Annotated in this window: 20 protein-coding genes; 6 read left to right on the forward strand and 14 right to left on the reverse strand. The window is 69.4% G+C overall.

The features are described from left to right. Positions 1–57: 57 nt before the first annotated feature. The 3 genes from ligD to AAID08_RS19265 all read right to left on the reverse strand — a co-directional run bounded on the left by ligD (position 58) and on the right by AAID08_RS19265 (position 4,001). Positions 58–2,679 carry a DNA ligase D gene (ligD, locus tag AAID08_RS19255; RefSeq protein ID WP_395756794.1) on the reverse strand — a complete coding sequence of 874 codons (2,622 nt, stop codon included), beginning with the start codon at positions 2,677–2,679 and terminating at the stop codon, positions 58–60. Positions 2,680–2,681: 2 nt separating this feature from the next. Next, positions 2,682–3,635, reverse strand: coding sequence for a Ku protein (locus AAID08_RS19260; RefSeq protein WP_006384468.1), 954 nt, complete (start codon positions 3,633–3,635; stop codon positions 2,682–2,684). 63 nt (positions 3,636–3,698) lie between these two features. Continuing rightward, positions 3,699–4,001, reverse strand: coding sequence for a hypothetical protein (locus tag AAID08_RS19265; RefSeq protein ID WP_395756795.1), 303 nt, complete (start codon positions 3,999–4,001; stop codon positions 3,699–3,701). Between the two features lie 32 nt (positions 4,002–4,033). Between AAID08_RS19265 and AAID08_RS19270 the strand changes: the two genes are divergently transcribed. The 3 genes from AAID08_RS19270 to AAID08_RS19280 are packed head-to-tail and all read left to right on the forward strand — an operon-like array spanning position 4,034 to position 7,733. Beyond that, positions 4,034–5,332, forward strand: a complete 1,299-nt coding sequence (locus AAID08_RS19270; RefSeq protein WP_064524349.1) for an ArgE/DapE family deacylase — start codon at positions 4,034–4,036, stop codon at positions 5,330–5,332. Next, a complete protein-coding gene (locus AAID08_RS19275; protein WP_064524347.1) occupies positions 5,329–6,408 on the forward strand; it encodes a phosphotransferase in 1,080 nt (359 codons plus the stop codon). The genes AAID08_RS19270 and AAID08_RS19275 overlap by 4 nt, the downstream gene beginning before the upstream one ends. Beyond that, positions 6,405–7,733 carry an aspartate aminotransferase family protein gene (locus AAID08_RS19280; protein WP_395756796.1) on the forward strand — a complete coding sequence of 443 codons (1,329 nt, stop codon included), beginning with the start codon at positions 6,405–6,407 and terminating at the stop codon, positions 7,731–7,733. The genes AAID08_RS19275 and AAID08_RS19280 overlap by 4 nt, the downstream gene beginning before the upstream one ends. Positions 7,734–7,884: 151 nt before the next feature. Here the strand turns inward: AAID08_RS19280 and AAID08_RS19285 are convergent, their stop codons facing one another. Further along, positions 7,885–9,387 carry a PLP-dependent aminotransferase family protein gene (locus AAID08_RS19285; protein ID WP_395756797.1) on the reverse strand — a complete coding sequence of 501 codons (1,503 nt, stop codon included), beginning with the start codon at positions 9,385–9,387 and terminating at the stop codon, positions 7,885–7,887. 120 nt (positions 9,388–9,507) lie between these two features. Here AAID08_RS19285 and AAID08_RS19290 point away from each other — a divergent pair, with 120 nt between their 5' ends. Next, on the forward strand, positions 9,508–10,839 hold the full coding sequence (locus AAID08_RS19290; RefSeq protein ID WP_064524340.1) for an MFS transporter: 1,332 nt from the start codon (positions 9,508–9,510) through the stop codon (positions 10,837–10,839). 51 nt (positions 10,840–10,890) lie between these two features. On the opposite strand, the gene AAID08_RS19295 is transcribed toward AAID08_RS19290, so the two are convergent. The 8 genes from AAID08_RS19295 to AAID08_RS19330 form a co-directional block, all read right to left on the reverse strand. Beyond that, positions 10,891–11,709: a hypothetical protein gene (locus tag AAID08_RS19295; RefSeq protein WP_155755502.1), complete on the reverse strand. Its 819-nt coding sequence runs from the start codon at positions 11,707–11,709 to the stop codon at positions 10,891–10,893. Positions 11,710–11,898: 189 nt separating this feature from the next. Then, positions 11,899–14,061 (reverse strand): TonB-dependent receptor, encoded by a 2,163-nt coding sequence (locus AAID08_RS19300; protein WP_395756798.1) that lies wholly within the window; start codon positions 14,059–14,061, stop codon positions 11,899–11,901. Between the two features lie 100 nt (positions 14,062–14,161). Next, the gene (locus AAID08_RS19305; RefSeq protein ID WP_395756799.1) at positions 14,162–16,330 is read right to left on the reverse strand and encodes a TonB-dependent receptor; all 2,169 of its coding nucleotides are present in this window, start codon (positions 16,328–16,330) and stop codon (positions 14,162–14,164) included. A 42-nt stretch (positions 16,331–16,372) separates the two neighbouring features. Next, a complete protein-coding gene (locus AAID08_RS19310; RefSeq protein ID WP_054443879.1) occupies positions 16,373–17,023 on the reverse strand; it encodes a hypothetical protein in 651 nt (216 codons plus the stop codon). Continuing rightward, a complete protein-coding gene (locus tag AAID08_RS19315) occupies positions 17,020–17,622 on the reverse strand; it encodes a hypothetical protein (RefSeq protein ID WP_395756800.1) in 603 nt (200 codons plus the stop codon). The genes AAID08_RS19310 and AAID08_RS19315 overlap by 4 nt, the downstream gene beginning before the upstream one ends. Before the next feature lie 5 nt (positions 17,623–17,627). After that, positions 17,628–18,362, reverse strand: coding sequence for an ABC transporter ATP-binding protein (locus AAID08_RS19320; RefSeq protein WP_054516175.1), 735 nt, complete (start codon positions 18,360–18,362; stop codon positions 17,628–17,630). Further along, positions 18,355–19,425 (reverse strand): iron ABC transporter permease, encoded by a 1,071-nt coding sequence (locus AAID08_RS19325; RefSeq protein WP_230846638.1) that lies wholly within the window; start codon positions 19,423–19,425, stop codon positions 18,355–18,357. Before AAID08_RS19325 ends, AAID08_RS19320 begins: the two co-directional genes overlap by 8 nt. Continuing rightward, positions 19,409–20,410 carry an ABC transporter substrate-binding protein gene (locus AAID08_RS19330; protein ID WP_054503290.1) on the reverse strand — a complete coding sequence of 334 codons (1,002 nt, stop codon included), beginning with the start codon at positions 20,408–20,410 and terminating at the stop codon, positions 19,409–19,411. Before AAID08_RS19330 ends, AAID08_RS19325 begins: the two co-directional genes overlap by 17 nt. Positions 20,411–20,596: 186 nt before the next feature. Here AAID08_RS19330 and AAID08_RS19335 point away from each other — a divergent pair, with 186 nt between their 5' ends. Then, positions 20,597–21,295 carry a Crp/Fnr family transcriptional regulator gene (locus AAID08_RS19335; RefSeq protein ID WP_006385262.1) on the forward strand — a complete coding sequence of 233 codons (699 nt, stop codon included), beginning with the start codon at positions 20,597–20,599 and terminating at the stop codon, positions 21,293–21,295. 76 nt (positions 21,296–21,371) lie between these two features. Here AAID08_RS19335 and AAID08_RS19340 read toward each other — a convergent pair whose 3' ends face one another. Continuing rightward, the gene (locus tag AAID08_RS19340; protein WP_054417340.1) at positions 21,372–22,145 is read right to left on the reverse strand and encodes an alpha/beta fold hydrolase; all 774 of its coding nucleotides are present in this window, start codon (positions 22,143–22,145) and stop codon (positions 21,372–21,374) included. Between the two features lie 157 nt (positions 22,146–22,302). Here AAID08_RS19340 and AAID08_RS19345 point away from each other — a divergent pair, with 157 nt between their 5' ends. Further along, positions 22,303–23,748 carry an HD domain-containing phosphohydrolase gene (locus AAID08_RS19345; RefSeq protein ID WP_395756801.1) on the forward strand — a complete coding sequence of 482 codons (1,446 nt, stop codon included), beginning with the start codon at positions 22,303–22,305 and terminating at the stop codon, positions 23,746–23,748. Between the two features lie 18 nt (positions 23,749–23,766). On the opposite strand, the gene AAID08_RS19350 is transcribed toward AAID08_RS19345, so the two are convergent. After that, positions 23,767–24,966, reverse strand: a complete 1,200-nt coding sequence (locus AAID08_RS19350; RefSeq protein WP_081273434.1) for a serine hydrolase — start codon at positions 24,964–24,966, stop codon at positions 23,767–23,769. Positions 24,967–25,025: the final 59 nt, after the last annotated feature.

Raw genomic sequence — 25,025 nt, forward strand, 5'->3', positions numbered from 1 at the left:
CCGCCTGTTGACCGGCCCCGGCGCCGGTCAACGGCTGGATCGGGGCGCCGAGGCGTCCTACCCGCCCGAATCCGGCTTGAAGTCCATCGCCTTCATGGCCGCGCCCAGCGCTTGCGGGGTGTAGTCGTCCCACGGCGAGTCGCCGACATCCAGGCGCTCATGGATGTTGGCGATGGTCCACTGGTCGCTGGCCCGGACCTCGTCCAGCTCGTCCCACGCCAGCGGCACCGACACCCCCATCCCCGGCCGCGCACGCGCCGACCAGGCCGCCACCGTGGTGGCGCCGAAGCCGTTGCGCAGGTAATCGGCGAAGATCCGGCCGACGCGGTTCTTCGGACCGCTCTTGGCCACGAACACCTGCGGCAGCGTGCGCGCCAGATGCTGGACGATGGCCTGCGAGAACGCCTTGACCGTGTCCCAGTCGTATTGCCGACGCAGCGGCACCACCACGTGCAGGCCCTTGCCGCCGCTGGTCTTGAGCCAGCTTCGCAAACCGATTTCGCTCAGCATCACGTGGACCAGCCGCGCCGCCTGCTGCATCGACGGCCAGGCCACCCCTTCGCCCGGGTCCAGGTCGAACAACATGCGGTCGGGCTTGTCGATCGCGCTTTTCACCGCGTTCCAGGTGTGGAACTCGACTACGTTCATCTGCGCCGCCGACATGATCGCCTGCGGCGTCGGCACCTCCATCAAGGGCGGATGATCCGGGTCCAGTTCCTGCGACAGCGGCCGCACGCCCGGCATCGGCGCCTCCAGGTGCTTCTGGAAAAAGAACTCGCCCTTCAGGCCGGACGGGGCGCGCAGAAAGGAAACGGGCCGGTCCTTCAGATGCCGCAGCAGCAGCGGCGCCACCAGCCCGTCGTAGCGCGCCAGGTCCAGCTTGGTCAGCCCCGTGGACGGATCGATGATGCGTTCAGGGTGGGTCAGCTTGCCGGCGCCTGGCTGGGCCTTGCCCGCCTTGGCCTTGCCAGTCTGGGCGTTGCCCGCCTTGGCCTTGCCGGTCTTGGCTTTGCCGGTCTTGGCCTTGCCGGTCTTGCCGGCCGTATCGTCGGACTGCATCGTATCGGCCCCCATCGCCGTCTCCCTGGTGATCGCCCGCGCCGGCTTGTCGGTGCGCAAGCCGCGGAAGACCGGGTGGCGCACATGCCCCGCAGCGGTCCATTCGCCGAACGACACTTCCGCCACCAGCTCGGGCCGCACCCAATGGACGCCGCGGCCAATGCCGGCCGCCTTGACGGCGGGCCGCTCCGTTTCCAGGGCGCTCAGGCGGCGTTGCAGCGCCGCCAGGCCCATGTCGTCAAAGCCGGTGCCGACCTTGCCGGCGTAGACCAGCCCGCCGTCCTCGTCGTGGTACGCCAGCAGCAGCGCGCCCAGCCCCACCCGCGCGCCCTTGGGATCGGTATAGCCGGCAATGACGAATTCCTGCCGGCGGGCGCACTTGAGCTTGACCCAGCTATCGCTGCGGCGCGATACGTAGGGCGCGGACAGGCGCTTGGCGATGATGCCCTCCAGCCCCATCTTGCAGGCCGAGGCCACCAGGTCCGCCGGCGCCGCGTCGAAGGCTTCGCTGAAGCGCAGCGGATCGCCGCCGGCGGCCTCCATGACCCGCGCCAGCACCGCGCGACGCACGCGCAGCGGCTCCTGACGCAGGTCGCGTCCGGTGACGTAGGGCAGGTCGAACGCGTAGAACAGGATGCCGTCGGTGCGTTCGCCGTCGAAGGCATTCTGCAGCGCCTGGAAGCTGGGCGCGCCGTTGTCGGCCAGCATCACGATCTCGCCGTCGATCCAGGCGTCGGGCAGCGGCAGGCGCTGCAACGCCCGCACCAGGTGCGGCAGCTTCGGCCCCCAGTCGTGGCCGTTGCGCGTGTACAGGCGCACCTGGCCCTCCCGCAGCCGCGCCAGCAGACGGTAACCGTCGAACTTCATCTCGTAGATCCAGTCATCGCCTGCCTGGCGCGGCACGCCTTCCACCAGCGTGGCCAATTGCGGCTTGAGCAACTCCGGCAAGGGCGCCGCCTCGCCCGGCAGGTCCGATGCCCCGGCGCCCGACGCCGGCGGCGACGACGGCGACGCGGCCGCATCCGGCCGCGCCCCGGGCGCCGCGGCGGGCACGGCCCGCGCGCCCGTCCGCGGCGGCGACACCACGCTGTCGGGCTGCTCGTCCACCACGCTGAATTCGCTTTCGGCGCGGGCGTGTTCGTCGCGGTCCTTGACCAGCAGCCAGGGCGGCTGCTTTTCCGACTCGCGGCCCTTCATGCGGATCAGCGCCCAGCGTCCACGCATCTTGACGCCATGCAGGTCGAACTTGAGATGGCCGCGCCTGTAGCCCTCGGCCGGATCGCCCACCGGCGACCAGGTGCCGCGATCCCATATGATCACCTTGCCGGCGCCGTACTGGCCCTTGGGGATCTCGCCCTCGAAGCGGTTGTAGGCGATGGGATGGTCTTCCACCTGCACGGCCATGCGCTTGACCGACGGGTCATAGCTGGGTCCCTTGGGCACGGCCCAGCTCTTCATGGCGCCATCCAGTTCCAGCCGGAAGTCGTAGTGCAGGCGGCTGGCCCAGTGCTTCTGGATCACGAAGGCGCGCGCCGCCTCGTTGGCCTGGCCGCCTTCGGCCGGCTCCGACGTCACATTGAAATTGCGCTTGGCGCGGTATTTCGCCAGGGTATCGGCCATGGTCACGCCGCCTTGCGGGTCTTGGCCGCCTTGGCGCCCGCCGCTTTCTTCTTCGCCGGCCGGGCGGCTGCCTTCTTCGCGGTCTTCTTCGCCGCGGCCTTGCCCTTGGCCGTCGCATTGCCCGTTCCATTCCCCGCCCCGTTCGCGGCCTTCCCGGACGAGCGTCCCTTCAGGCTGCGTTGCAGCAGTTCGGTCAGGTCGATAACGTTATCGGCATAGGCGGGCGTTTCCTCCTGCGGCTCGATCACCGTCTCGGTCTTGCCGGCCTTGACCTTGCGGGCCACCAGGTCCATGACCGCGGCCTTGAATTCGTCCTTGTACTGTTCCGGATCCCACTGGCCCGACATGTCGTCCACCAGCATGCGCGCCATCTTCAGCTCGCTGGCGCTGGGCGCGGAGGCCTTGGCGCCCGCCTTGGGCAGGTCCAGGTCCTCGGTGGACTTGACCTCGTCGCCCCAGCGCATCAGGTTCAGCACCAGCGCATCGCCCGACGGAATGAGCGCGGCCAGGTGCTGCTTGGTCTGGATCACCACCTTGGCGATGCCGATCTTGCCGGCCTTGGCCAGCGTGTCGCGCAGCAAGGCATACACCTTCTGGCCCTTGTTGATCGGCGCGACGTAATAGGGCCGCTCCAGGTACACGAACGACACCTCACCCGCATCCACGAACTGCTGGATCTCGATGGTCTGCGTGGTGCGCGGGTAGGCCTCGGCGATCTCGTCCGGGGAAATGATGACGTACTGGCCGTCCTCATACTCCACGCCCTTGACGATATTGTCCTTGTCGATCTCCTTGCCGGTGCGCTTGTTGATGCGCTTGTAGCCGACCGGGTCCATCGAACGCTTGTCGAGCCAGTCGAAATCCACGCCCGATTCAGTCGTCGCCGTGTGCAGCCCCACCGGGATATGCACCAGCCCGAATGAAATCGCCCCTTTCCAGATGGTTCGCGTCGCCATGATGCCGCTCTCCTTCGGGGCGCCGCTGCCGCCCCGTCCAGTGGTTGGATTGACCGCCTGACGCTATTGTCGCAGCGCTTGGCGCGCGCGCCAACGCCGGCATGATCGTGCCGGCCAGCAATTGCCGTGCCTGGCGTCGCGGTAGCCGATGCGCGAAATGCCAAGCCGAAATGCCAAGCCGAAATGCCAAGCCGAAATGCCAAGCCATTTGGCGGCGCGGCCCAGGCGCCCGCCGGATTCGCCGCTGGCCTGCAGGATCGCGCTGTTCGGCAGGGCGCGCCGGGTCGCCAGGCCCGGCGCGCCAAAAGTGGCTATATCAAATAACCCGGATTGGCTATTTTTCACCGATCCAATTTTCCCTAGCATGGCCGGGTTCCCTGTCAACCTCGAGCACATCCATGCCAGAACTGACCCCGGCGCTGCGCCAGCGCATCCTCCAAGCCGTGGACGCGGGCTTCGCGGCCCAGACCGAATTGACCGCGCAACTGGTGCGCCTGCCGTCGCAGCGCGGCGAGGAAGCCACCGCGCAGGATTTCATGGCGGCGCGCTACGCCGAGCGCGGCTACGCCGTGGACCGCTGGCGCATCGACGTCGACGCCATCCGCCACCTGCCGGGCTTTTCGCCGGTGGCGGTGTCCTATGACAACGCCTACAACGTGGTCGGCGCGCACCGCGCCCGCAGCCTGAAAGGCCGCTCGCTGATCCTGAACGGTCACATCGACGTGGTGCCAGTCGGCCCGTTGGCGCAATGGAGCCGCGACCCGTACGACCCCGCCATCGTCGACGGCTGGATGCACGGCCGCGGCGCGGGCGACATGAAGTCCGGCCTGGTCGCCTGCCTGTCGGCCATGGATGCGCTCGCCGCCATCGGCCTGGCGCCGGCCGGCGACGTGTTCCTGCAGTCGGTGGTGGAAGAAGAATGCACCGGCAACGGCGCCCTGGCCTGCCTGGCGCGCGGCTACCGCGCCGACGCCGCCTTCATCCCGGAACCGCTGCTGCCCATGCTGATGCGCGCCCAGGTCGGGCCGATGTGGTTCCAGGTGCAGGTCGAAGGCGACCCCCAGCACGCCTCGGCCGCCTTCACCGGCGCGGGCGCCAACGCCATCCAGAAGGCGATCTTCCTGATCCAGGCGCTGGACGAACTGGAAACGCGCTGGAACGCCAACAAGTGCGACCACCGCCACTTCTGCGACCATCCCCACCCCATCCGTTTCAACCTCGGCAAGATCGCCGGCGGCGACTGGCCGTCCAGCGTGCCGGCCTGGTGCACCTTCGACATGCGCGTGGCGGTCTATCCGGGCCAGAGCCTGGAGGCCGCGCGCGCCGAGATCGAGGCCTTCGTGGCCCAGGCCGCGGCGCGCGATCCGTTCCTGGCCAAGCATCCGCCCAAGGTGATCTACCACGGCTTCATGGCCGAGGGCTACGAACTGCGGAACGCCGACGAGGCCGAGGCCGCGCTGCGCGCCGCGCACGAGCAGGTGTTCGGCGAACCGCTGCGCGAATACGCCACGTCGGCCGCCACCGACGCCCGCTTCTACGGCCTGTACGCCGACACCCCGGCCATCGTCTACGGCCCGGAATGCCGCATGCCGCACGGCTACGACGAAGCGGTCAACCTGGAATCGGTGCGCAAGGTCACCCAGACCATCGCCCTGTTCATCGCCGAGTGGTGCGGCCTGGAAGAGCGTCGGGCATGAGCGGCGGCAACCTCCCCAGCGTCGGCCAGGCGCTGTTCGCGGCCGAGCCGCCCAAGCTGTCCCTGGCACAGGCCGAGGCCCTGGCGCAACACCACTACGGCCTGCTGGCCCAGGCCACGCTGCTGTCGAGCGAGCGCGACCAGAACTTCCTGCTGCGCGACGCCGCCGGCGGCGCCTACGTGCTCAAGGCCACCCACCCGGCCGAGGACCCGGCGGTCACCGACTTCCACACCCAGGCGCAACTGCGCCTCATGCAGGCCGGCGGCGAGCCGCCGGTGCCGCGCCTGATCCCTGGCCTGCACGGCGACTACGTGCACTGGCACGACGCCGGCGACGGCGCGCGCCGCGCATTGCGGCTGATGACCTTCGTGCAGGGCGTGCCGCTGCACCAGGTGGCGCGCAGCCCGGCGCAGTACCGCGCGCTGGGCCGGGCCCTGGCGCAGTTCGACCTGGCCCTGGCCGGCTTCGACCACGCCATGGCCGACCACGAACTGCTGTGGGACCTGCAGCACGCCGACCGCATCGCCGACCTGCTGCCGAAGATTCCCGAGGCGGACCGCCGCCGGCTGGCCGAGCGCCAGCTCGAACGCTTCGCCAATGACCTGCGGCCGCGCCTGGGCGGGTTGCGGCGCCAGGTCATCCACAACGATCTCAACCCCTACAACGTAATGGTGGCGCGCGACGATCCCGAACAGATCGCGGCGCTGCTCGACTTCGGCGACATGGTGCGCGCGCCGCTGGCGCAGGACCTGGCCGTGGCCGCCGCCTATCTGCTCGACGACGCGCCCGACCCGCTGTCGGCCGGCCTGCGCCAGTGCCTGGCCAGCTACCACCAGACGCTGCCGCTGACCGAAACCGAGATCGCGCTGCTGCCCGACCTGATCGCCACGCGCCTGTTGATCACGGTGGCCATCACCGGCTGGCGCGCGCAGCAGCACCCCGAGAACCGCCAGTACATCCTGCGCAACAACGGCCTGGCCTGGACCGGCCTGGCGCGCCTGGACGCCCTGCCCCGGCAGCAGGCCAGCGACATCCTGCTGGCCGCCAGCCAGAACCCGATGGAGACTCTTGTATGAGCCGAGACCAAGCCATGCTCAACGCCTTCGACCCCGCCGCGGCCGACGCGCTGCCGCCGGCCGAACGCGAGCTTATCGCCCGCCGCCAGCGCGTGCTGGGGCCGGCCTACCGCCTCTTCTACGACCAGCCGCTGCACATCGTGCGCGGCGAAGGCGTGTGGCTCTACGGCGCCGACGGCGAGCGCTACCTGGACGCCTACAACAACGTCGCCTCTGTGGGCCACAGCCATCCGCGCGTGGTGCGCGCCATCGCCGAGCAGGCGGCGGTGCTGAACACCCACACCCGCTATCTGCACGACGGCGTGCTGGACTACGCCGAGCGCCTGCTGGCGACGTTCCCGCAGCCGCTGTCGCAGGTCATCTTCACCTGCACCGGCAGCGAGGCCAACGACCTCGCGCTGCGCGTGGCGCGCAGCCACACCGGCGGCACCGGCGTCATCGTCACGCAACTGGCGTACCACGGCGTCACCGCCGCGGTGGCCGCCGTGTCGCCCTCGCTCGGCCAGGCCGTGCCGCTGGGCTTGGACACCCGCGCCGTGGCCGCGCCCGACAGCTACCGCCACGACCCGGCCACCCTCGGGCAATGGTTTGGCCAGCAGGTGCAGGCCGCCATCGACGACCTGCGGCGCCACGGCATCAAGCCGGCCGCGCTGCTGGTGGACACGATCCTGTCCAGCGACGGCGTCTACAGCGACCCGGCCGGCTTCCTGGCCCCGGCGGCGCAGGCCATCCGCGACGCGGGCGGCCTGTTCATCGCCGACGAAGTGCAGGCCGGCTTCGCCCGCACCGGCTCGTGCATGTGGGGCTTCCAGCGCCACGCTCTCGTGCCGGACATCGTCACCATGGGCAAGCCGATGGGCAACGGCCACCCCATCGCCGCCATGGTCTCGCGCCCCGACATCCTGGAACGCTTCGGCCGCGAGGCGCGCTACTTCAATACCTTCGGCGGCAATCCGGTGGCCTGCGCCGCGGCCCAGGCCACGCTCTCGGTGATCGAGGACGAAGGCCTGCAGGCCAACGCCGCCCGCACCGGCCAGTACCTGCGCGACGGTTTCCGCGCGCTGGCCGGGCGCCACGCGCTCATCGGCGACGTGCGCGGCGACGGCCTCTTCATCGGCGTCGAACTGGTGCGCGACCGCGCCGCGAAGACGCCCGCCAAGGAAGAGACGCACCGCTTCGTCAACCTGATGCGCCAGCGCCGCGTGCTGCTCAGCGCCACCGGCCTGCACGGCAACGTGCTCAAGCTGCGGCCGCAACTGCCGTTCGCGCGGGAACACGCCGACCTGCTGCTGGCGGCGGCGGATGAGACCCTGGCGCAACTGTAGGCGGCAAAGCGGCGCGGCGCGCGTCCTCTCCGCTGGCTCCCACGAGCAAGACGGCGCCGCCGGATGCGGCGGGCCATCCCCGTGATTCGCCGCCGCGTTGCATCACCGGGCGTCACCGCGGCGACCTGCCGCCGCGGCGCAACGACGGGGATCAACGACGCGCCCGGCGCGCGGGCCGGTTCTCCCCGGCCCGCCCCAGCGCCCGCGCAAAGCGCGCCACACCGTCGTCGATGCGCTCGCATGGCACGCCGCCATACCCCAGCACCACCGCGGGCGACGCAGCTCTGGCGGCATCGGGCAGGTAATGCGGCTGCCCCAGCACGATGCCCTCGTCGCGGGCGGCCTCGGCCAGGCGCGGCGCCGACACCTTGCGGTCGAGCCGCGCATACACATGCAGGCCGGCCCGCGCCTGCGACAACCGCACCTGGTCGCCGACCCGCGCCGCCAGCGCATCGCGCAGCACGATCTGGCGCTGCGCGTACTCGGTGCGCATGCGCTTGATGTTGTGCGAGAAATGGCCGTCCGCCATGAAATCCGCCAGCGCCGCCTGCAGATGCAACTGTCCCGGCCGATAGATGCTGGCGCAGGCCCGCGAGAACGACTCGGCCACCTGCGGCGGCACCACCATGTAGCTCATGCGCAGGCCGGCGAACATGGTCTTGCTGAAGGTGCCCAGGTAGATCACGCGGCCGTCGGCGTCCAGGCCCTGCAGCGACGGGATCGGCGCGCCGTCGTAGCGGAACTCGCTGTCGTAGTCGTCCTCCAGCACCCACAGGCCGCGCGCCCGCGCCGCCTGCAGCAGCTCCAGGCGCCGCGCCAGCGGCATCACCACGCCGGTCGGGTACTGATGCGACGGGCTCGTGATCAACAGCCGCGCCCGGCGCGGCAGCTTGCTGGCCGCCAGGTCCAGGCCCTGATCATCGAGCACGGCGGCATGCGCGCGCACGCCGGCCGCCGCCAGCACCGGCGGAAAGGCCCAGTGGCAGGGGCTTTCCACCAGCGCGGCGTCGCCCCACTCGGTCAGCATACGGGCGCACAGATCAACCGACTGGTGCGTGCCCGCCGTGACGATGACCTGCTCCGGCTCGCACACCACGGCCCGCGCCAGCCGCAGATAGCTGGCGATGGCCTCGCGCAGCGGCAGGAAACCCGCGCCGTCCTTGGCGTAGCCCGACAGCGCCAGGTTCGACTTGCCCAGGTGGCGCGACACCAGCCGGCGCCACAGATGGAACGGAAACAGGCTGGCGTCGGCCACGCCCGGCACGAACGCGCCGGTGTGCTGGCCCAGCCCCGCCGCGCCGCCGGCGATGCCTTCGCCGCGCGTGGACAGGCCCGGCACGTGGCGTTGCACGTGTTCGGGCGAGGCCGGCGGCAGCAGCGGCCGGTCCACGGTCTTCTCTACGAAGGTGCCGCTGCCGCCGCGCGCGCTCAGGTAGTTCTCGGCGATCAGGCGTTCGTACGCCAGCGTCACCGTGATGCGCGAGATGCCCAACTCCTGCGCCAGCACACGCGACGACGGCAGGCGCTGCCCCGCCACCAGCGTGTGGTCCAGCACCCCGCGCCGCACGATGTCGTAGATCTGCTTTTGCAGCGGGTCGGCCGACTCGCGCGAGAGCGCGCCGGAAAGCAGGTCGGCGAGCAGGACTTCCTTCATGAAGTGGACCTATCTCTGATTGGATTGTGGCTATACAAGATATAGCCAGTAGTTGCTATCGTCAACGCCGTATCCAATGCGGCGCCACCGTGGAAAGCCGCGACAAACAAGGGGAATTCCATGCAAGACCAGAATGGCCGCAGACAGCCGGTCAGGGCGGCGGCCGCCGCTTTCTTCGGCACCATGATCGAGTGGTACGACTTCTACTGTTATGCCACGGCGGCCGCCCTGGTGTTCGGCGACGTGTTCTTCGCCACCAACGATCCCTTCATGGGCACGCTGGCCTCGCTCGGCACCTTCGCCATCGGCTTTTTCGCGCGGCCGGTGGGCGCGGTGCTGTTCGGCCATCTCGGCGACCGCGTCGGCCGCAAGCAGAGCCTGGTCATCACACTGCTGCTGATGGGCGTGGCCACCACGCTGATCGGCCTGCTGCCGTCATACCATTCGATCGGCCTGGCCGCCGTGGTGCTGCTGGTCGCGCTGCGGCTGGTGCAGGGCATCGCGGTGGGCGGCGAATGGGGCGGCGCGGTGCTGATCGCGGCCGAACACGCGCCGCCCAAGTGGCGCACCTTCCTGGCCTCGGCGCCGCAGTACGGCAGCCCCATCGGCCTGATCCTGGCCACCGGCGTGTTCCGCCTGGTGTCCGACCTGCCCAAAGAGGACTTCCTGTCGTGGGGCTGGCGCCTGCCCTTCATCATCAGCGGCGTGCTGGTGCTGGTGGCCTTCGTCATCCGCCGCGGCGTCAACGAAAGTCCCGAACTGGAAGCGCGCCTGAAGGAAAAGAAAAAGGAAAGCACCGCTCCCATCAGCATGGTGCTGCGCGAACGCAAGCGCGCGCTGCTGCTGGGCATCGGCCTGTGCCTGCTGGGCATCTCGGGGTTCTACTTCGTCACCACCCTGATGATCACCTACACCACCACCTACCTGAAGATCACGCGCAGCCAGATCCTGGACGTGGTGACCTGGGCCGGCGTGGTCGAGCTGATCAGCTTCCCGATCGCCTCGTACATCGCCACCCGCGTCGGCGAGCGCCGCTTCCTGATCTGGGTCACCGCGCTGTCGACGCTGTGGGCCGTGCCGATGATGATGCTGATCCTGACCGGCGACATCCAGAACATCGCCATCGGCATCCTCACCGCCATCTTCCTGATCGGCGCCTACTACGCGGTGCTGGCGCCCTACCTGCCGCTGGCCTTCCCGGTGGAGATGCGCTACACCGGCATCTCGCTCAGCTTCCAGCTGTGCGGCGCGATCTTCGGCGGCACCACGCCGCTGGTAGGCCTGTGGGTGGCGCACACCTTCGGCCTGACCTGGCAGCCGATGGCGCTGATGTTCGCCATCATTGCCGGCGCCAACCTGCTGTGCGCGATCTACCTGCCCACGCCGGAGCGGGAGGCGGCCCGCCAGCGCGGCGGCGCGCTGGGCTCCGGTCAGCATAGCCGCGCGCTGTAGCGGCGGCGGCGCAGCGCTATGGACGATATCCACAGTGCTGCGCCGCTCCCCCTATGACCTAGCGGTAAGCAAGCCGATAAACGTTTCGCCGAGCGCCTTCAATTGCGCTTCGTCGTCCTTGGAAGACGACAATTGGCTCCAGAATTTTCCCGAGTTCCAACCGAGCGTTCGCTTTTTGTCCGTGCCAGTCTGAGTGAAAAACCCCCAGAACCAAAGGTCGTCCCAGGTCAGCATCTCATCAGCCCTGTAGCAGTTTCTCAGGCCATTGTTGATATTCTCGACTCGCGGACAGGGATGCCCCAGCGTCTCGAATATGTGCAGGATGACGCGGTCGACAGGCAGATAAGGCTTGCTTTGCAGGGCGCTTTCAGGTCCCCGGCTGGCGTCGGGCCAAAAATAAAGCGCTTGCGGCCCCTCGTGTAGCCTGATCGCTGCCTTGACGAAGAGCGCCGTCGTCTTGATGCCCCACCCCGGGCGGGCATGCAGGGCGAGGAAAAGCGCCGCCCAATCGTCCGTCTCGGCTTCCCGGGCCGTGAAAGGGGCCTTGCCCTTCTTGGCATGCCCTTTGCCTGGGCCCATCAGATACGCGGTGAACGCCTTCAACGACGCGGTCTGTTCCGGAGTCGCCCGGTGCAGCGTTTCCCAGAATCCCCGCAGATCGTTCATGTCCGCGCTGGACTGCGTGCTGACATTCAAATGCAGAAAACGGGTCAGCCTATCATGAGCGGAATGGCAACCCGCAAGGCAACGCGCATACTCACGCTCCTGGAACTCTCGATTCCACTTCTTATGTTCCTCAAGGAATTCAAACAGTTTCCGGACAGAAGGCTGGGTCCAGTCAAAATCGTCTTTTTTTCTAACCGTGCTCATGTTTCTCTGCATCGCATGGGTAGGCGGAAAGCCGCGGTGCGCGTGATACGCCCCTTGGCACGAAAAGCAGGATCGAGATCGTACTCCCACAATCCGATGGCGACTCGGTCTGACGCTGGCCCCTTGCCTATGGGCGGCGGCCCGATTCGACTTCCCGGAACGGTCCGCGCCGCGGCTCACGCACCCACATCAAAACCGCGTCCGCAGCGTCAGGTTGAAACTGCGCCCCGGCTGCAGCAATGGATTCTGGTCCGTCATGGCGTAATTCACGTTCGAGGCCGTGGCCGCGCTACGGTAGGCGCGGTTGAACAGATTGCTGATGCCCAGCACGGCCTGGGTATTGCCGGCCCGCGGCAACCCGAGCTTATCCAACTGAAGCTGCGCGTACAGGTTGACCACGCCAAAGCCCGCGGCGGGATATTCCTTGCGGTCGTCGTAGCGGTTCTGCCCCTTGGCCCACTGCAGTTCCCCGCTCAGGGCGTAGGCCTCGTTCGGCCCCACATACTGCACGCCCATCAGGCCGCTGAGCGCGGCGATGGAAGGCAGCGGCCGATGGGTGACCAGGTCGGTGGCGTGCAGATAGCTGGCGCTGCCATACAGGTTGAGCGCGCGCGTCACTTGCCAGCGCCAGTCGCTTTCAAATCCCTGCACGCGCGCCTTGCCCACGTTCGCGCGCTGCGTCGCCGGCAGCCCCAGATACATCGTGTCGACGCTCTCGATGAAATCGCGAAAGTCGCTGCGGAATGCCGTCAGGCCGACCGTGGCGTCGGCGAAATGCAGACGGGTGCCGACATCCACATTGGTGCCGCGCTCGGGCTTGAGCCGGGGATTCGGAAAGGTGTAGCCGGTTCCGGTGAAGCCGGCGTCGAACATGTCGAAGATCCACGGCATGCGGAACGAATTGCCCACGCTGCCCAGCAGTTCCACCACCTCGGTGGCGCGGTACGACAACCCCAGGCTGCCGGTGATGGCGGTCTGCTGGTTGTTCCGGGCGGCGCGGAAGGCCGGCAGCAGATCGGGCGACGGCAGCGGACTGAGGCCAACGTCGGAACGGTACCAGTCGTAGCGGCCGCCCGCGCTCACCGTCCATTTGGGCGCGGGGTTCCATTCGTTGCTCAGGAACAGGCCGATGTTGGTCTGGTAACGGGTCGGTCCGCCGCGGATCCAGTCGCCACGGTTCCGGGTGGTGGCGCCATCGGGCTGGCGCACCGTCGTCCGGGTGCGCAGTTTCTGGCCCGGCCAGGTTTCGTGCATGAAATCCATGCCGACCGTGGTGGCGACGCTGGCCCACGGAAGGGTCGCGGCGAGGTTGCCGCCATAGACCAGCGGCCCGATCACATGGCGGCGCACGTCGACCACCCGGGCCGGGTTTACCTCGTTGTGCGCGGCCAGGGTGGTATCGAATTCGTTGACGTACAGGCTGGCCCGCAAATCGCTGACCAGGCCGTCGAATTCACCGGCATAGCCGAGCTTGCCCTGCTTGACGGCCAGCGGATCTCGATGGCTGCTGGCCAGCGGATACGGCGGCACCGCGCCCGCGGCATCGTCGTTCACGTGCGCCATGCGGCCACTGATCTCGATGCGTTGGCGCGCGTCGGGCATGTAGCCCAGCACGATGCCGCCGCCCGCGCCGCGAAAACCGCTGTTGGGCACCTCTTCGGTGGCGCTGCGGAAATTGCTGGCGCGCCGGCCGGTGGCATACACGCGCAGGTCGAAGCCGTCGCCGGCGGCTTCGAGCGCGGCGTTGGCCTGCAGCGCGTTGGCGTTGCTGCGCCACGACGCCGACACCTCGCCGCCATTGAACTGGAATGCATGATCCAGATTGCCGTGGGCGCGCCGGGTGACGAAGTTGATCAGGCCGCCCAGCCCATCGCTGCCGAAGCGCGCCGAATCCGGCCCCCGCACCACCTCGACCTGCTCCAGCTCGGTCGGGCTGATCAGCATGAATTGCAGGGTATTGCGGCCGCGGAAGCGATTGCCGTCGATGAAGACAGGCACCCGCATGTCATTGGTGTTCATGCCGCGCAGGAATACCGTGCCGGCAATGCCGCCCGTGTGGTTGATGGTGGCGTTCGGAATCCGGCTCAATAGCTCCAGGGTGCTGATGGGGCTGAGCCGGTCGATGTCCTGGCGATCGACCACCGACACCGATTGCGTCACCGCATGGTCCAGCGTCGCCGGCGGCGGGGCGGCGCCGATGGCGTGCAGGCGGCCGTCGTCCGCGCCGTCGCCGGCCGTGACGCGGATGGCCGGCAGTTGCGCGGGTTCTGCGGCCACGGCGGGCACGCCAAGGGTGGTGGCCGCGAGCAGGAAAGCGCGGACCAGGGGCAAATGCGGAAAGGGATGAGTCATACGGGAACGCAAAGGCAAAGCCCGAAGGCCGGAGAAACGCCGCCTTGCGCGGCGGCGATGAAAGCCGGCGCGCGGGGTAACAGGGCCCCGCGCGACAGGCTCAGAACCGTGTCCGCAACGTCACATTGACGCTGCGCCCCGGCTGCAGCAACGGGTTCAGGCCCGTCATGGGGTAATTGACATTCGACGCCGTGGCGGCGGTGCGATACGCGCGGTCGAACAGGTTGTTGATGCTGAACACCGCCTGGGTATTGCCCACCTTCGGCAAGCCCAGCCGGTCCAACTGCAATTGCGCGGACAGGTTGACCACGCCAAAGCCGGCCGCCGGGTATTCCTTGCGGTCGTCATAACGGCCCTGCCCCTTGGCCCACTGCAATTCGGCGCCGAAGGCATAGGCGTCATCCGGCCCGACGTACTGCACCCCCATCAGGCCGCTGAGCGTGGCGATGGAGGGCAGCGGCCGGTGGGTGATGCGGTTGGTGGCATGCAGGTAGCCGGCGCTGCCATACAGGTTGAGCGCGCGCGTCACCTGCCAGCGCCAGTCGCTTTCCACCCCCTGCACCCGGACCTTGCCCACATTCGCCTTTTGTGTGGCGGGCAGGCCGTTGTACTGGGTGTTGACGTTCTCGATGAAGTCGCGGAAATCGCTGCGGAACGCGGTCAGGCCAACGCTGGCATCCTCGAAATGCAGGCGGGTGCCCACATCGACGTTGGTGCCGCGCTCGGGTTTGAGCTGGGGGTTGGGGAAGGAATAGCTGGCGCCGGTGAAGCCGGCGTCGAACATGTCGAAGATCCACGGCATGCGGAACGAATTGCCGACGCTGCCCAGCAGTTCGATCACCTGGGTGGCGCGGTACGACAGTCCCAGGCTGCCCGTGGTGGCGGTCTGCTGGTTGTTCTGCGCGGCGCGGAAGGCCGGCAGCAGATCGGGCGACGGCAAGGGGTCAAGGTCGACATCGGAACGGTACCAATCCAGGCGGCCGCCGGCGGTCAGCGTCCACTTTGGCGAAATCGTCCACTCATTGCTCAGGAAGGCGCCGATATTGGTCTGGTAGCGGGACGGTCCGCTGGGCACCCAGTCGCCGCGAGCGATGCGGGTGGCGCCGTCCGGTTGGCGCAGCGTCACCTGTGTGCGCCGTTCCTGGCCGGGCCAGTTTTCATGCATGAAATCCATGCCGACCGTGGTGGCGACACTGGCCCACGGAAGGGTTGCCGCCAGGCTGCCCCCATACGCCAGCGGCCCCGGCACGTGGCGCTGCACGTCCAGCACGCGATCCGGGTTGGCCTGGTTGTGCACCACCAGCGTGGTGTCGAATTCGTTGACGTAGACGCTGGCGCGCAATTCGCTGATCGCGCCGTCGAACTCGCCCCGATAGGCCAGCCTTCCCTGCTTGACGTTCAGGGGATTGCTGCGCGTTCTGGCCAGCGGATAGGGCGGCACGGTGCCCGCCCAGCCTTCGTTGACGTGCGCCATGCGGCCGCTGATCTCGATACGTTGGCGCGCGTCCGGCATGTAGCCCAGCACGATGCCGCCGCCCGCGCTGCGGAAATCACTGTTCGGCACTGCGCCCTCGGCGCTGCGGAAGTTGCCGGCGCGCCGTCCGGTGGCATAGACGCGCAGGTCGAAGCCATCGCCGGCCGCCTCCAGCGCCGCGTTGGCCTGCCTGCCATTGCCATTGCTCTGCCAGGTGGTCGACACCTCGCCGCCATTCACGGTGAACCCGTGATCCAGGTTGCCATGGGCGCGCTTGGTGACGAAGTTGATCAAGCCCCCCAGCCCATCGCTGCCAAAGCGCGCCGAATCGGGTCCCCGCACCACCTCGACCGCTTCCAGCTCGGTGGGGCTGATGAGCATGAACTGCAATTTGTTGCGGCCGCGAAAGCGATCGCCGTCAATGAACACGGGTACCCGCATATCGAGCGTGTCCATGCCGCGCAGGAACAAGGTGCCGCCAATGCCGCCGCCCAGATTGATGGTGGCGTTCGGAATTCTGCCCAACAGTTCGAGCGTGCTGATGGCGCTGAGCCGGTCGAGGTCCTGGCGATCCACCACCGACACCGATTGCGTGACCGTATGGTCGAGCGTCGCCGGCGGCGGCGCGGCGCCAATGGCACGCAGGCGGCCGTCGTCGACGGCGGCGTCTTCGGCCGTGACGCGAATGGCGGGAAGCTGCGCGGCGGTCTCGGCGGCCATGGCGGGCGCGCCGAGGCTGGCGGCGGCCAGCAGGATGGCGCGGACGAAGGGCGAGGACGGGAAGGAATGAGTCATACGAAAAAAGCGCAATAGCCCGGAGGCCGGAAGGAAGCCGCCTCAGGCGGCGGGCGTGGAATCTTTCAGCCACGGCAGGAAACCGCGCAGGAAGCGGCTGGTGGCCGGCATGAAATAACTGCCGTGGTGGTACATCGGATCGAGCGAGGTGACGATCAGCCGGCCCGCCGTGCTGCAGCGGTCCTCGTACAGCACCGATCCGGCGCCGACCTTGTCGACCAGCGAGACCGCGCCCGGCGGCGGCGCATAGGTGCCATGCTGGTGCCAGGTGACATCGGCCAGCGTCAGATACCGGAACAGCGAATGGTCGGGCGCCGCCAGCCGCAGGCCGGGATCGGCCCCCGGCGTCTTCCACCACCAGAAATTCACTTCGCAATCGGTCCAGCACACGCCATCCAGCCAGCGGTGCGAGCCGGTCTCGCCCATCGCCACCAGCGTCTTGCCGGCGGCCAGGAAGCGGGCCAAGCGCGCCCGCTGCGCAACCAGCAGCTCGGGATTGATGCGGCACGACACGATCAAGGCGTCGCAGCCCTCCAGGGCGGCGTCATCCAGTTCCGGCAGGTAGATCACCCGGTCGATGTACGCCGCCAGTTCCGGCGTGTGGAAGGTGCGATGGTGGTAGTAGGTGCCGGCGTCCAGCGCGGCGATCACCGGCGCGCGCCGGTTCGAAACGGAATGGGCGTCGTGGATCATGCCGCCTCCCCGCGCAGCCAGTCGATCAGTTGCGGCACGATGCGGCGGGTGCTGTCCGCGCTGCCCGCATACATCCACATGTCGTTGCCGGAATGCGTGAACAGGCGGCCGCCGCCGGGCAAGGAGAGCACCCAGTCCACCGGCACCGCGTCCGGCCCCAGCGTATGCAGCACGCTGGCGCCGGCCGGCGGCGGGTTGCCGCCGCGCGCGTAGAAGCCGGCCACGCCGCGGCGGAAGGTCAGGTGTTCCGGATCGACGCCATCGAACACGGGATGCGCCTGGGCGCGGTGCAGCCGCAGTCCCTCGATGCCGCGCGCCGGGCCGGGCGCGAACGGCGCCAGCCAGCGCAGGAAGGGATAGGCCACGTGGCCGTTGAACACCATCGTGCCGCCCGCCAGCAGCCAGGCCTCCAGCCGAGCCTGCTGCGACAGCAGATAGCGCTGGTCGGTATTGGCCGGCACCAGCAGAGCGCGTACCGTCGCCAGTTCCAGACGGTGCAGGCCATACAGGGGTTCGGCGATGGCCGCGGGTGCATCGCCGCCGGTCAACGCGGCGGGACCGTCGCCGGTCCAGTGATTCAAATAGACGATGGTGTTCATCGGATTCAATGGAAAAGAGGAATCACGCCCGGCACCTCGCGGCGGTCGGCGGTGACGGTGGTCACCCGCACCGGCAAGCCGTACAGCCGGCTCAGGCGTTCGTCGGTGCACATCTGTCCGGTGGGCCCGGCCTCGCAGGCGTCGGGATGCATCAACAGGGTCTGGTCGGCGATGTGCTGCGCGTGCTGCGGCTGGTGGGTCGAGAACACCACCGTCATGCCCTCGCCCGCCAGCCGCCGCAGCAGCGTCAGGATCACGTCCTGGTTGCGCAGATCGAGCGCCGCGCTGGGCTCGTCCAGGACGATGATGGGGCTGGCGCTGGCCATGGCCCGCGCGATGCAGGCCAACTGCTGTTCGCCGCCGCTGAGCGCGTGGAACGGCCGCGCCGCCAGATGCTCCAGCCGCACGGCGCGCAGGCACTCGCGGGCGATCTCGCGGTCGCCCGGGCCGGGCGAGGCCCACCAGCGCAGGTGCCGCACGCGGCCCATGGTCACCATGGCCAGCACGTCGTAGGCGAACAGCGAATCGGTGCGCTGCGGCACATAGGCGGCGTGGCCGCGCAGGCGCACCGCGCCAGCGGCCGGCGGCTGCACCCCCAGCAGCGTCTTGAGCAAGGTGGTCTTGCCCCGGCCGTTCGGCCCCAGCACGGCCAGCACGCCGCCGGCCGGCACGCGCAGCGTCAGGTTGGACAGCAGCACGCGGCCGCCGGCCTGCACGGCAAGGCGATCCACTTCAAGCATGGCCCGCCTCCCTGCCCTGCGTGCGGCGCAACAGCCATGCGAACAGCGGCGCGCCGACCAGCGCGGTGATCACGCCCAGCGGAATCTCGGCGCTGGTGGCGCTGCGGGCCACGGTATCGACCCACACCATGTAGGTGCCGCCAAGCAAGGCGCTGGCGGGCAGCAGCACGCGGTGATCGGGGCCGACCAGCATGCGCGCGATGTGCGGCACCACCAGCCCGACCCAGCCCACCGTGCCCGACACCGCCACGCTGGCCGACACCACCAGCGTGGCGCAGCCCAGCAGCATCCAGCGCAGCGGCTCGACCGCCAGCCCCATGGCGCTGGCCTGCTCGTCCCCCAGCGACAGCACGTTGATGCGGAACCGCAGCGCGAACAACAGCCCCATGCCCGCCGCGATGGGCGCCACCGCCGCCCCCAGCTTGACGTAGGACGCCGTGGCGAAGCTGCCCATCAGCCAGAACACGATCGCCGGCAGGCTGTCGTAGGGATCGGCGAAATAGGTGGCCAGCGAGATCAGCGCGGAAAAGAACGCGCTGGTGACCACGCCCGCCAGCACCAGCATCAGGATGGTGGTGCGCCCCCGCGAGCGGCCCAGCAGGTAGACGATGGCCACCGCCAGCAGGCCGCCCGCGAAAGCGAACCCCAACGTCGCCCACAGCGACGAGAACAGCAGGATCGCGGCGCAACCGCCGAATGCGGCGCCCGAGGAAATGCCGAGGATCTGCGGCCCGACCAGGGGGTTGCGGAAGGCGCCCTGCAAGGCCGCGCCGCACAGCGCCAGGCTGGAGCCGGCCAGCAGCGCCAGCAGCACCCGCGGCAGGCGCACCAGCAATACCACCCGGCGCTCGGCGTCGGCGACGGCCGGCAGCCAGGATGCCAGGCCGTCGGGCAGCGCCCATCCGGCCAGCGCGGCGCCTACATGAGAGGCCGGCAAGGCATAACGCCCCACGCACAACGCGGCCAGGGCCGACAGCGGCGCCGCGGCGATCATCAGCCACCAGGGCCAGGCGCGCCGCCGATCGTCGCCCCGCGCGGGATTCCGTTCAGCGCAGGCGGTCATAGCCGGCGGCTCCGTGGTTCAAGCGCATGCGCAGCACCTTGTCGATATCGGCCGCGTCGATGTCATAGCCGTACAGCCAGGCGTACGCCTGCGCGATGCGCTCGCGCAGCGGCCAGTCGAATCGCTTCGGATGCAGCAACTGGCTCAGCCACTGCCAGTACAACGGCGATTCCTGGCTGGGGGGATCCCAGATATAGCCGCCGGCCGGAATCATGTAGACGCGATGGCTGCGCACGGCCGGAATATCCGCGAACAGCGGATCGGCATAGATCATGGCGGGCGTCAGGCCCGACTCGAAGTTGTTCAGCAGGATCACATCGGGCGCCCAGGCCATGATCTGCTCGATGCCGACCGATTGGCCGGTGCCGACCACCGCCGCGGCCACGTTGCGCCCGCCAGTCAATTGGATGTCGTCATCGAAACTGCTGCCCGCGCCCGAGGTGCGCAATTGCGGCCGGTAGCGCGACAGGTACAGCACGCCCGGCCGCTCGTCGGCGCGCAGGCCGCCGGTGACGCGAAGGATCTGCGCGCGCACCTCGTCGCGCCACGCCAGCAGCCGGGCGGCTTGGGCATCCCGCCCGAGCGAATGCCCCATCAGCCGGATCCATTCGCGGGTGCGCACGTCGGTGCCGTAGAGCAGCGCGGCCACCGGCAGGCCGGCATTGCGCAGCGGCGCGATCAGGTCGTCTCCCATGTGACCCCACTGCCACACCATGTCGGGACGGATCTGCAGCAGGGTTTCCACGTTCGGCACGAAGCCCGACCGGGTGATGTCCGAGCGCACGCTTTCCATGTGCGGGAACAGGCGCGACGGCACCGGGTCGGCCATGCGCGCATAGGAGTCGGGATGCATGCCCGCCAGGTGGCGCGACGAGCCGCCGTCCAATGACATCAACAGCGTGCCGCCCGGCATCGGCAGCGAGACCGCGCGCGTCGAAGGCGCGGCCTGCGTGACCGGGTTGCCTAGCATGTCGGTGAAGCGCACGGGGCCCTGCGCCGCCGCGCCAGACGACCATGACAACGCCGCCGACAAGGCGCTCAAGGCAATGGGAGAACTTATAAGACGGCGCGGTTGCGGCGCGGTCCTGGCCTTGTATTTTTTCACGGGGAGGGCATCTTGAACAGGAATCATTTTCGATTCGAATTCTAGGTAGCCACCTCCGCCGATCAAATGACTATTGTCAATTCGTCTCAGTCGCTTCTGCTCGCCGCATTGCGACGCCATCCCTGGTTCGAGGGCATCGCCGACGCCGCGCTCGGCGCGCTGGCGGCGCGCGCCCATTGGCTGCGCTTCGAGGCGGGTGACACGCTGTTTTCCGAAGGCCAGCCGGCAACCGCGTGCCTGCTGGTGTGCGAGGGGCTGGTCCAGGGCCTGCGCTACACCGCCGATGGCGATGACAAGGTATTTGGCGAAGTCGGCCCGGGCGGCTGGCTGTCGGTGCTGGCCATGTTCGAGCCGACGCCGCGCCACCTGCATCATGTCCGCGCCCGCCGCGACGGCAATGGTTGCCTGCTGCATCAAGGCGCCTTCCTGCAGCTATGTCGCGACGACGGCCGCTTCGCCTGCCGCGTCGCCGCCCACGGCGCCGCGCTGGTGCGGCATCACACCGACCGGATCGACTGGCTCACATCCAGTTCGGCGCAGGAACGCCTGGCCGAATACGTGCTGCGCGCCGGCAAGCCTCAGGCCGGCCAGCCATTGACCCTGCCGCTCAGCCACTCGCAGATCGCCGTCAAGCTCGGCATGCGGGCAGAGACCCTCAGCCGCATCTTCTCCAAGTGGCGCCGCGAAGGCATCATCGCCAGCCGCTCTGGCACGCTCTACGTCCTGCGGCTCGCGGCGCTCGAACAACTGGCGTCCGGATGCTGAAACGCCGCGTGTCCCGACGGACACGCGGCGTTCATGCATGACCGCCCGGCGTCATGTCGCCGGGCGGTCACAGCCCTCACTTCACGCTGGCAACCGCGTCCAGGATCACCCGCGCCACGGCGTCCGGCTGCGATTGCTGCGGCACGTGGCTGGTCTGCAGGTCGGTGACCTTGGCGCCGATGCGCTTGGCCATCTGGTGTTGCAGCGCCGGCAGGATCATGCGGTCGTGGTTGCTGACGACGAACCACGACGGCTTGGTCTTCCACGCGGCGGTCGACACCGCTTCGCCAAAGGCACTGGCCTTGATCGGGCCCTGCGTGGCCGCCATCACCCGGGCCTGCGCGGCCGGCACATCCTGCGCGAAATCGCGCGCCAGGCCGGCGGGCGACAGGCTCAGCCAGCCGTGGCTGTCGGCGCCGATGCTGTCCGAACCCGGCGCCTTGGGCGTGCCCTCGGTCAGCGTCGCCACCGACTGGCCGGCGTCGGGCGCGAACGCGGCCACGTAGACCAGGCTGGCGACCTTGGGATGGTTGCCGGCCTCGGTGATCACCGTGCCGCCCCACGAATGGCCGACCAGCACCACCTTGCCGGGCTGGTTGTCGATGGCGCGGTTGGCCGCGGCCACGTCGCCGGCCAGCGATTCCAGCGGGTTCTGCACCGCCTGCACCTGCACGCCCTTGGCCTGCAGCAGGGCGACCACCTTGGCCCAGTCCGAGCCATCGGCGAAGGCGCCGTGCACAATGACGACGGACGGCCGCGCGGCGGCCGGCTCGGCGGCGAACGATTGCGAGACGGGCGCGGCGAACAGGCCGGCTACCAGGAGGGAGGCTGCGATAATATGGCGCTTCATGACGGTTCCTTTTTCGGGGTCCAGCGCCGACGTGGCGCTTGCTTGACGCCAGTGTCGTTTTCCCGCCCGTCGCGCGGTATCGGATGATTGACCGATGCGCCGGTTCTCGCCTTCCCGCCCTCTCCTGCCGCCCCCGTTCATCGCTCCGCCTGCCCCCATGATCGCCGATAGCGCCATAGAACTGACCGACGCCGTGCTGGCCATGGCCTTCATCGGCGACCTCAGCATGGGCCGCGCCACCGACCATTCGCGCCGCACCGCCTGCCTGGCGGGCCTGCTGGCCGCCGCGCACGGCCTGGATGCGGCCGGCCAGGACCACGCCCGCGCGGTGGCGCTGCTGCGCTGGTCAGGCTGCACCGCCAACGCCGGCGGCTTCGCCGAGCTGCTGGGCGACGACATCGCCTCGCGCGAGGCCATGATGGCGCAGACCCTGCCCCCGCTGGACGCGCGCACGCAGTCGCTGATCGTGCCGCTGGCGCTGATCCATTGCGAGATCTCCGGCGACGTCGCCGTCAGCCTGGGCATGCCCGACGCGGTCGTGACCGGTCTGCGCCACGCCTTCGAGCGCCACGATGGCAAGGGCATGCCCCAGGCGCTGGACGGCGGCGCCGTCTCGCCGCTGGCGTTCATCGTCAACGCCGCCAGCGACCTGGAGATTCTCAGCCGCGCCCATAGCCGCGACAGCGCGCTGGACTTCCTGCGCCAGCAGGCCGGCGCCAAGTATCCCGCCGACATCGCCGCGCTGACCGCGCGCCACGGCCCGGCCTGGCTCGACCGGATCGACGCCGATCCGCCCGACGGCGCCGACTGGAACCTGGCCGGCGGCCGCCCCGGCGCGCCGGCCGCGCTGACGCTGCTGGCCGACGTGGCCGAACTCAAGCTGCCCTGGCTGGCCGGCTATTCGCGCCGGGTGGCGGGGCTGGCGGTGGCCACCGCCGCGCGGCTCGACCTGGACGCGGCGACGCAGGCGCAATTGCAGGCCGCCGCGCTGGTCCACGGCATCGGCCGCGCCGCGCTGCCGAACCGCCTGTGGAACACCGCCGGCAAGCTGTCGCCGGACCAGTGGGAGCAGGTGCGCCTGATGCCCTACTGGACCGCGCGCGCGGCGCGCCAGATCAAGGGCCTGAGCGAGGCCGCCGAACTGGCCTCGTATGCCTACGAACGGCTGGATGGCAGCGGCTATTTCCGCGGCGCGGCGGGCGCGGCATTGGGCCTGCCGCAACGCGTGCTGGCCGCCTGCGTGACCTTGCAGGCGCTGCTCGAGGACCGCCCCTGGCGTCCCGCGCTTGCGCTGGCGGACGCGGCGCGGCAACTGCGCCAGGAGGCCGCCGCCGGCCGCTACGATGCCGACGTGGCCGAGGCCGCCATCGCCGCGGCGGGCGGCGAAACCGCCGCCCCGCGCCGCGCCGTCTCGCCGCTGTCGCAGCGCGAACTGGAAGTGCTGCGGCAGATCAGCCTGGGGGCCAGCAACAAGGAAGCGGCGCGCGCGCTGAACATCAGCCCCAGCACGGTGCGCACCCACGTCGAAAGCGTGTTCCGCAAGCTGGAATGCTCGACCCGCGCGGCCGCCACGCTCAAGGCGCTGACCTCGGGCCTGCTGTAGCCAGGGCCGCGCGCCGCATCAACGATCGGCGATCGCCCGCAGCGCCCGATAGGTCTCGCGCTCGTCCTGGTTCTCGCCATAGTCGCTGAGCTTGACGATCACCACGCGGCGGCCGGGATGCACGTACAGGTACTGGCCATGGATGCCGACGGCCGCGAAGTCCGGCCCGCCCGTGGGCTCCAGTTGCCACCATTGCGCGGCGTAGCCCCAGCCGTCGACCGGATGCGGGGCGGGACGCGCGATGCGCGCCACCCAGGCGGCCGGGACCAGGCCTGCGCCCTGCCCGGACTCAAGCACGCGCTGCCCGACCCGCGCGAAGTCGCGCGCCGTGGCGTTCAGGCAGCAGAACGCCTTCTCGATGCCGCCGGGCCGGTCCAGGTTCCAGGTGGCGGCGGACTCCGCGCCCATCGGCCCCCACAGCCGTTCGGCGAGCAGGTCGGCCAGCGGCTTGCCGGTCACCCGCGTCAGCGCCATGCCCAGTAGCTGGGTGTCGACGCTGCGGTAGTCGCCCGCGCTGCCCGGCGTGAAATGCATGCGCCGGTGGTCGTGCACAAACCCGGCCAGATCGCGCGTCAGATACATGCGCGCAGCGCCGGTGAAGGGCCAGTAGGCCCGGTAGTTCTCCGACACGTCGATGCCCGAGGCCATGTCCAGCAGATGCCCGAGCGTGACGCGGTCGTAATCGCCGGCGCCCGCCAGCTCGGGCAGCAGCGCGGTCAGGCGATCGTCCTCGCGCAGCTCGCCGCGCGCGATCGCCTGGCCCACCAGCAGCGACACCACCGACTTGGCCATCGACCATGACGACTGCGGGTCGCTGGCGCGCACGCCTGGCCGGTACCACTCGTACTCCAATTGGCCGTCGCGCAGCACCACCAGCGCGTTGGTGGCGGTGCTTTGCAGGAACCGCTCGAACGGAATTTCGGCGCCTTTCCACGGCACCGTGGCGGGCGGCGGCCAGGCGCTGGCCGCCAGCACGGACGGCGTGGCCGAGGCCGGCACGACCCGCGCCGGCAACAGGTCGCCGCGGCGCGACGGCGCCGACGCCTCCAGCCGCCACAGCGTGTGCGGCGGCGGGATCTCCATCACGGCCGTGGCCGCATAGGCGGCGGCCGTCAGCGCGGCCAACCCCAGGGCCAGCCGCACGGCGGCGCGGCCCGCGCGGCGGGCGCGCGGGCGCGTGATGCGGGAGGTCGGGTCCATTGCCATGGCGCGGATCATGCCAAGTCCGCGCCGAATGCACAACAGGCATCGCGCGCTCGTCATCCGCGCACGACGCC

Origin of the sequence: Achromobacter sp. EB05, from assembly GCF_044232075.1 — a bacterium.
GTDB classification, from domain to species: Bacteria; Pseudomonadota; Gammaproteobacteria; order Burkholderiales; family Burkholderiaceae_B; genus Achromobacter; species Achromobacter dolens.